At 40.5% G+C, this 6,812-nt stretch carries 5 protein-coding genes, 1 tRNA gene and 1 pseudogene; 1 reads left to right on the forward strand and 6 read right to left on the reverse strand.

Translation table 11 applies throughout. The features are described from left to right. Window positions 1-143: 143 nt before the first annotated feature. Window positions 144-1,217 carry a 6-phosphofructokinase gene (locus RHS_RS27445; protein ID WP_027295787.1) on the reverse strand — a complete coding sequence of 358 codons (1,074 nt, stop codon included), beginning with the start codon at window positions 1,215-1,217 and terminating at the stop codon, window positions 144-146. A 184-nt stretch (window positions 1,218-1,401) separates the two neighbouring features. On the opposite strand from RHS_RS27445, the gene RHS_RS27450 reads away from it, so the two are divergent. Then, a tRNA-Ser gene (locus RHS_RS27450) sits at window positions 1,402-1,489 on the forward strand. Window positions 1,490-1,623: 134 nt separating this feature from the next. Here the strand turns inward: RHS_RS27450 and xerC are convergent. The 5 genes and pseudogenes from xerC to RHS_RS27475 all read right to left on the reverse strand — a co-directional run. Beyond that, window positions 1,624-2,901: a tyrosine recombinase XerC gene (gene xerC, locus RHS_RS27455; RefSeq protein WP_047834968.1), complete on the reverse strand. Its 1,278-nt coding sequence runs from the start codon at window positions 2,899-2,901 to the stop codon at window positions 1,624-1,626. Between the two features lie 5 nt (window positions 2,902-2,906). Beyond that, window positions 2,907-4,808, reverse strand: coding sequence for a hypothetical protein (locus RHS_RS27460; RefSeq protein WP_395023603.1), 1,902 nt, complete (start codon window positions 4,806-4,808; stop codon window positions 2,907-2,909). Between the two features lie 59 nt (window positions 4,809-4,867). Next, the gene (locus RHS_RS27465; protein WP_047834970.1) at window positions 4,868-5,176 is read right to left on the reverse strand and encodes a hypothetical protein; all 309 of its coding nucleotides are present in this window, start codon (window positions 5,174-5,176) and stop codon (window positions 4,868-4,870) included. 4 nt (window positions 5,177-5,180) lie between these two features. Then, on the reverse strand, window positions 5,181-6,284 hold the full coding sequence (locus tag RHS_RS27470) for a replication initiation factor domain-containing protein (protein ID WP_395023604.1): 1,104 nt from the start codon (window positions 6,282-6,284) through the stop codon (window positions 5,181-5,183). Between the two features lie 111 nt (window positions 6,285-6,395). Further along, window positions 6,396-6,812 (reverse strand): annotated as a pseudogene (locus RHS_RS27475) (hypothetical protein); the annotation flags it as partial.

The raw sequence follows: 6,812 nt of genomic DNA on the forward strand, positions 1-6,812 counted from the left end.
AGGTAAGCATGCCCGATTCTATCTGCCTTAATTTGATTTTTCAGCGTTGTAACTATATGGTCCTGACCTTTTACATCCGCAAAAGTATCCGGACGGAATTTACGGTATAAAGCAGTATAACTCATGCTTTACTCTCCAATCTATTAATCTCCAAAACTAATGCCGATTAATTTTGCTTCCTTAATCAGCTGGTCATCCGGCGATACCATTTTTAACTTACCTGCTACATCTTCCAGTGGAATCTTCTTCGCTTTTCCATTTACGATTCCAACCATACAGCCATATTCCTTATCCAGAATACACTGTGCTGCTTCTGCGCCCAGTCTGGTAGACAGAACCCTGTCATAAGGACATGGACTTCCGCCTCTCTGAGTATGTCCTGGAACTGTGATTCGAATCTCCATACCTGTTTCAGCCTGGATCTTCTCTGCAATTTCATATGATACAGACGGATGCCTCTTGTTCTTTAATTTTTCTTTTAATTCTTTCTTGGACAGTTTGGCATCTTCTTTTGAAATAGCACCTTCTGCAACTGCCAGAATTGTAAATCCCTTTCCATCTCTGGAACGTTTGTCTATAGCTTCGATCACCTTAGAAATATCGTATGGGATCTCAGGCAGCAAAATAATATCTGCTCCGCCGGCAATACCCGCATGCAGCGTGAGCCATCCAACCTTATGCCCCATAACTTCTACGATAAATACACGGTTGTGCGATGCCGCAGTGGTATGAATGCAGTCAATGGCATCTGTTGCAATATTTGTAGCACTTTGAAAGCCAAAAGTCATGTCTGTTCCCCAGATATCATTATCAATCGTCTTGGGGAGATGTATGATATTCAAACCTTCTTCACGGAGAAGATTTGCTGTCTTTTGTGTACCATTTCCTCCCAGAATCACCAGGCAGTCCAGACGAAGTTTATAGTAGGTCTGTTTCATCGCCTCTACCTTGTCCAGTCCATTTTCATCCGGGACGCGCATAAGCTTGAATGGCTGTCTGGATGTTCCTAATATAGTCCCGCCTTTCGTCAGAATCCCGGAAAAATCCTTGCTGGTCAGCATTCTGTAGTCCCCATAAATAAGCCCTTTATATCCATTTGCGAACCCATATACTTCCAGCTCGTCCGCATTGGTACTCAGCCCCTTTACGACACCGCGCATTGTTGCATTTAAAGCCTGACAGTCGCCACCGCTTGTTAACATTCCAATTCTAATCATATGACACTACACCTTTCCTGTTATAATCAAAGTGTTACGAACCACTTTGTTAAGTTATTTTCCTCTTCAAACAGGCAGATAAACACGCCTCTTTGTTCATTATATATTATTTTTACTTTTATCACAATAACTTGAATAAAGTTTTTGCATTTTTCAAAAAATGTGATATACTATTTAAGTGCATGGAGACGTATCGAAGTGGCCATAACGAGCTTGACTCGAAATCAAGTTGTCGGGCAACCGGCACGTGGGTTCGAATCCCACCGTCTCCGTTGTTTTTAATGCCTTATATACGTGGATTTATAAGGATTCTTGAACAATCCTTACAACAAAATACTTGTTGTCAAAATCCGTTTTGCGTTGTCAATTTTTTTAAGGCATTTATAAAAAATGCGGTTTGTTTTCTCTACAAAACAGCCGCCATTTTTTTGCGCTTCTTTTCTAATTCGGTTGATATGATATAACACTGTTCTGTCACTCCTATTTCCGAATGACCAAGTAAATCCGCTATATCCCTTGTTGACATTCCTGCATCATGTAAATTTGTTGCTACTGTCTTCCTAAGTAAATGCGGATAAATATGCTTATCCTGTTCTATTCCAGCCATATTACTTATTCTTCGTAAATTCTTATACAAAGCATTTGTAACATCTTTAATTCTACGACCTGAATAACACAATAACTCTTCCTTATTATACCACCCACACTCTTTTTGTAATTTTAGTAACTGATTCAAAACTTTCAACGCTTTATCTGTTAACGGAATTTCTCTAACTCCATGTTCAGTTTTAGGCTTACCTGTACCATATATTTGCTTTATCCGATTACCATCACTATCCCTCTGATAATATTTACAAACTGTCTTGGAAATATAAATAACTTCATTCTCAAAATCAATATCTTTCCATGTCAACGAAGCCAGTTCACCAATTCTTAATCCTGTACTTTCTTCCAGCAGCCAACATAATCCCAATATCCTTCTATCAATAAACTTCTCATCCTTCAACACAACCTCTCGTATTGCGTTTTGTTCTGTGCCTGATACAGCAATCTCTTTTTTTCTAGGAGTATATAACAAACACTTTTCTTCCACTTTACGCTTGACAGTGTCCCAGACAATAACATCTTTTACTTGTTTATTGTTTTCAAGAACATAATTATCACAATACAATTGGTATGTACCTCTTATAACTTGCATAATTTTTGAAAATTCTTTTCTAGTCAATCGTCCTTTAGGACTACCATCCACACATTTAACTAAAAAATCAATAGCCATATAAGAATCTAATGTTCTAATATCTAGCTCTTTTATATCATTTGCAAAATATTTGTTATAGGTACTTTCTATTCTATCAGTTGTTTGAGGTCTGATTTTACTTTCTAACTTTGCCATAAACCATTTTTTATAGCAAAATCCAAAAAGATATTTTTGTCTTTCAAGTTCAAAGCGTTCTTGATTTTCTCTTTTTACAGCATTTTCAATTGCTTTTTCCTCTGTTTTTCCATATACTGCTTTTCGCCCTGATGCAAGGTATGCATAACACATGTAACGCCCATCTTTACGCAATGTAACCGTTCTTTCTTTATTTTCAATAATCATATTCTCTTTTTCAGAGAAAATAGAGTTCTTGCAGTCTATTATGCCACGATCAATGCCAATCTGCAACCACTCTTGCTGATCCATACTTATCACCTTCTTTCACATACTTTCCTATTAACGTTTAACAGTTCCGATTGCGCTGTTTCTTTCCCTTGATCCAAACCGGCACTCAGATACCGCAGGGCTGCTACCATTATTTTCTGTCTTTGTACCATTTTTTCCGGAAGCCCTCCCACTTCTAATATCTCCGACAGCTTTTCTTCCTCTTCCTGCAAAAAATACCCTACTGTATATTCTTCCACCTCCGCTTCTTCACTTTCCATATTTGTTGCCGGTTTATACTTACTTCCCATTACACAATAGTTATCCGCTGTTTCTGGATAGTTACAGCAGTTTTTCACATCGTAGTGGCATCCTTTACAAAATGTTTCTTCTATCACCGTCTTACCATTTATCTCATCTGTTACAGCAGCTTCTTCCACTTCTGCACGCTTTAAAATCTTAGATTGCTCCACTTGCTTAGACCAGCATTTTTTACACTCCGTCGCTCCTGCTTCCTGTTGCACTGGATCTGTCCCCCACTCCTGGCGGACACAACTTCCAATTCCTTCCGGGCAATTGCCCTGTTTCCATTGCTCCTGCCAGGAAAGTTCTTTTTCCGGTTCCTTTCCTTGTTCTTTTTTCGGTTCCTCCTCTGGTTTTTTGTTAAAAAAGTGATACTCCTCTTCCAGTCTGCTGTTTTCCACCTGAAACAAAACTTTTCCCAAATCATCACAGAACATCGTAGTTTCCGGTTTTTCAAAAGCTTTGTACTTCTTTCCCAGTACAACAGCCTCAAATGCTTTTTCTTCCTCATCATAAGCAGTTCTCAAATATTCATAAACCACCGCTGCACAGGTAGCACCATACGCATTTTTCATTCCTTCCCCATCTTTTGTAAATGACAGAATCTGCTGGTCTGGTTCTGAATCTGGCTTTTGATCTGGCTCTTTCTCCTGGTTCTCTTTCCATTCCTTCTCTTTTTTCATGGGACGTTGGCACCTTAAAGAGCATTCTTCCTGACACTTTTTACAACATGGTCTCGGCTCTCCATACATAAATATCTTTTCTGCCAGATCCAAATTTACAAATTGGCACCTCTCACCTTTCTGCTTTTGCAGATCTTCCATTTTTCCTAAAGTTGTACACGGAAATGGGTTTCCTAACGGCGCTTCCATGCAGTAACATGCTTCCTGTCGGATATTACACACTCGGCAACAGTCAAAGCAGTCATATTTTCCACACCCGGCTGTTTCGGCATAACTCCCCTCTGGATATTCCCGTTTTGGATAACCCAATGCCGAAAGTTCTTCTGCTTCTAAATTTCTTTCTGCTTCTAAAATGCTCGACGTCGAGCATTTTTCTGCTTGTATTGGTTCTTCTACAAGTGCATTTTCTCCTGCTTCTGAAATGCTCGACGTCGAGCATTTTTCTGCTTGTACTGGTTCTTCTTCAGATGCATTTTTTCCTGCTTCTGAAATGCTCGACGTCGAGCATTTTTCTGCTTGTACCGGTTCTTCTTCAGGTACATTTTTTCCTGCTTCTGAAATGCTCGACGTCGAGCATTTTTCTTTCCTCATTTCCCGGATCTGCTTTACCGTCATTTCCGGTTTTATTTCCTGGATCTCCTGGTCTGTAAAATACAATAATTCTTGAAGTTGTGATTTCTTAAACTCTTTATATTGATCATCCACAACCGGGCTGTAACCATCCACTGAAAAACGCTCATTAATTCTCACGCAATGGTCTACTGTCTGGCGTTTCATCCCAAACTCTGCTTCTGCCAGTTCATGTACACTTTGATACCCCTCTTCTTCATATCCCCTGTTATCTTTTATAATTCTGATATAATAACCAACCGCTATGTAGCTTCTTGCCATTGTAGCAAGGCTGGTATGGATAAAAGACTTTGCATCTGCATAACTTACCCCCAGCCACCATTTATCTCCCATATATTCTCCTTTCTGCATCCTGCACAATACCATGCCATATTTGCTGTTTTACTGTCTTCCTATCCCACCACACTGAAAAAACGACGGTAGTTTCTCCAATACGAGGCATCCCGGTAAGACTCTAACGTATGGATCGTGCTTCGGATGATTTGTTCCTTTTGAATTTCATTCGCATTACGCAGCCGGGCATCCACATCCTTTAAAAACAAATACCTTTCCTGGTCTCCCGCCCGAACCATCCAACCCTGTCCGATTAGTTTTGGAATTAACCATAATTCATTGATTGCATTCATCTTCATTGTCATTTTTGTAATCTTTGTACCCACTGGATTTCTTATTACTTCAATGCTTTTCTTTTTTCTTATCATCTATTTACAATCCCCCTTCCCTAAATGGTACTTCCAGATCCTCTGCATCACAAAAGCCCTGTTTTTCAAGCTGTACCGCTTCTTCCAGAGCTTTTTTTCTTCTACTTGTTTCCTCTTCTAATTCTTTCCTGCCGGTTAAGTAATCCTCAACCATTTTGGTGTGTTTGCTTTTTAAAATGGCTTCCTCTATTGTTCCTTTTAAAAATTCTTCCCCTAAAGTATCATCCGCCATCTGAATCATTTTTAACGTAGGAGCTACATAATCGATAATCCACTGCTTTTTCTGTTCCAATGTCCGCGGGGCTGGACGCATGGACAGCTTTAACTTCCCGATATCTTTCATAAAGGTTTCCCAGGCTCTCCAGGTACGCCAGCGTCCTTTGTTGGTATCTTCACCGGGTACCACGAATCGGATATAATAATTCATGATCTCCAGACCGATAAAACAAATGCTTCTTCTTTCTACCAGTTTTCCTACACAGGTATTTGCAACATCCTTTCTTAAACGGACTTCATAACGGTTCCAGTCTCCATAAAACTCTACCGGAAGCCCTGTTTTTTTGCTCTGCTCATAATTCTTTTCATAGAAAACCATCGAGCATTTTGACTCCCTGGATCCAAGGTTCAGCGTGCATCCTGCTTTCTCTCCCGAAATTGTTCCCCCGTCTATGAAGTTCCAGTTCTTAAATTTAGATACACATTCTAAATCCGCCACTTTCTTTCCCAGCCTTGCTATTTTAAAATACGTCTTCCGGTCATCAAGCGCGATATCCAGTCTTGTAAAACTTCCGCCATGTTCCTGGCAGATCTCAAAAAAATCGAACCAGGTACGCTTTTGTGCCCGCAGGTAAATTTCCAATTCCCGGCAGGCGGAACCGGTTAAATAAATATGGTTCCCCATATCCGGGTATTCTTCCGGCGGGGTGAGGATCTCAATTCCCCCGAAACTCCATTTCCCTGCATAGCGGAAACGCCCTCTTTTCTCAAAGGTCATAAATTCCGGTTCAAACTGAAAAATGTCTTTCATGATCATGGATGGATCCAGCTTTTTAAAGGTTACCTGCACCCAGTCGATCACGGCTTCCAATTCCTGCTTCTCTTTTTCCATTTTTATGCTTTGCTCCATTTTATTCATTCGATTTTTGAACAATTCAAAATGTCTGTTTTCCCGTATGTTTAGCACGCTTCCAGACTTTCTTATGTATTTTCTACCCCCCTATTAGTAAGGGGGGGTTACACAATTCGTTCCGCTTTGCCGGACTTCGTCCTCCGCCCTGCCGGAGTCCCCCTCATCGCTGCCGCTTGATCTGCTCCGCAGCTCAACGGGGGACTCCGTCCGGGCATTAACGATATCTTTCAAATCTTTCATTGGATCATATTCCCTTCCTAAATAGGGCGCATAAAATTCCCGGATCGTCTCGGTTTCTCCATTCACATACACATAGCCATGACTGCTTCCAAACTTTTCAAACTTCCTGTCTGCATCTCCAAATGTCATGCGGTACCCGGACTTTTCCAATGACCCCAGTGATACCCGCAAGCCTAAATTATCCCGGATCGCTCCCGATAAATATTTTGCATCTGCTCTCTGGGTTGCAAATATGATCTGGATTCCTGCCTGTCTTCCTTCTAATAC

The sequence above is a fragment of the Robinsoniella sp. RHS genome (genome assembly GCF_001029355.1).
GTDB lineage: Bacteria > Bacillota > Clostridia > Lachnospirales > Lachnospiraceae > Robinsoniella > Robinsoniella peoriensis.

What these genes read in the sequence shown, in the direction of transcription:
- RHS_RS27445 (WP_027295787.1), bottom strand. Translation starts at nt 1,217, where the DNA reads ATGATTAGAATTGGAATGTTAACAAGCGGTGGCGACTGTCAGGCTTTA.
- xerC (WP_047834968.1), bottom strand. Translation starts at nt 2,901, where the DNA reads ATGGATCAGCAAGAGTGGTTGCAGATTGGCATTGATCGTGGCATAATA.
- RHS_RS27460 (WP_395023603.1), bottom strand. Translation starts at nt 4,808, where the DNA reads ATGGGAGATAAATGGTGGCTGGGGGTAAGTTATGCAGATGCAAAGTCT.
- RHS_RS27465 (WP_047834970.1), bottom strand. Translation starts at nt 5,176, where the DNA reads ATGATAAGAAAAAAGAAAAGCATTGAAGTAATAAGAAATCCAGTGGGT.
- RHS_RS27470 (WP_395023604.1), bottom strand. Translation starts at nt 6,284, where the DNA reads ATGGAAAAAGAGAAGCAGGAATTGGAAGCCGTGATCGACTGGGTGCAG.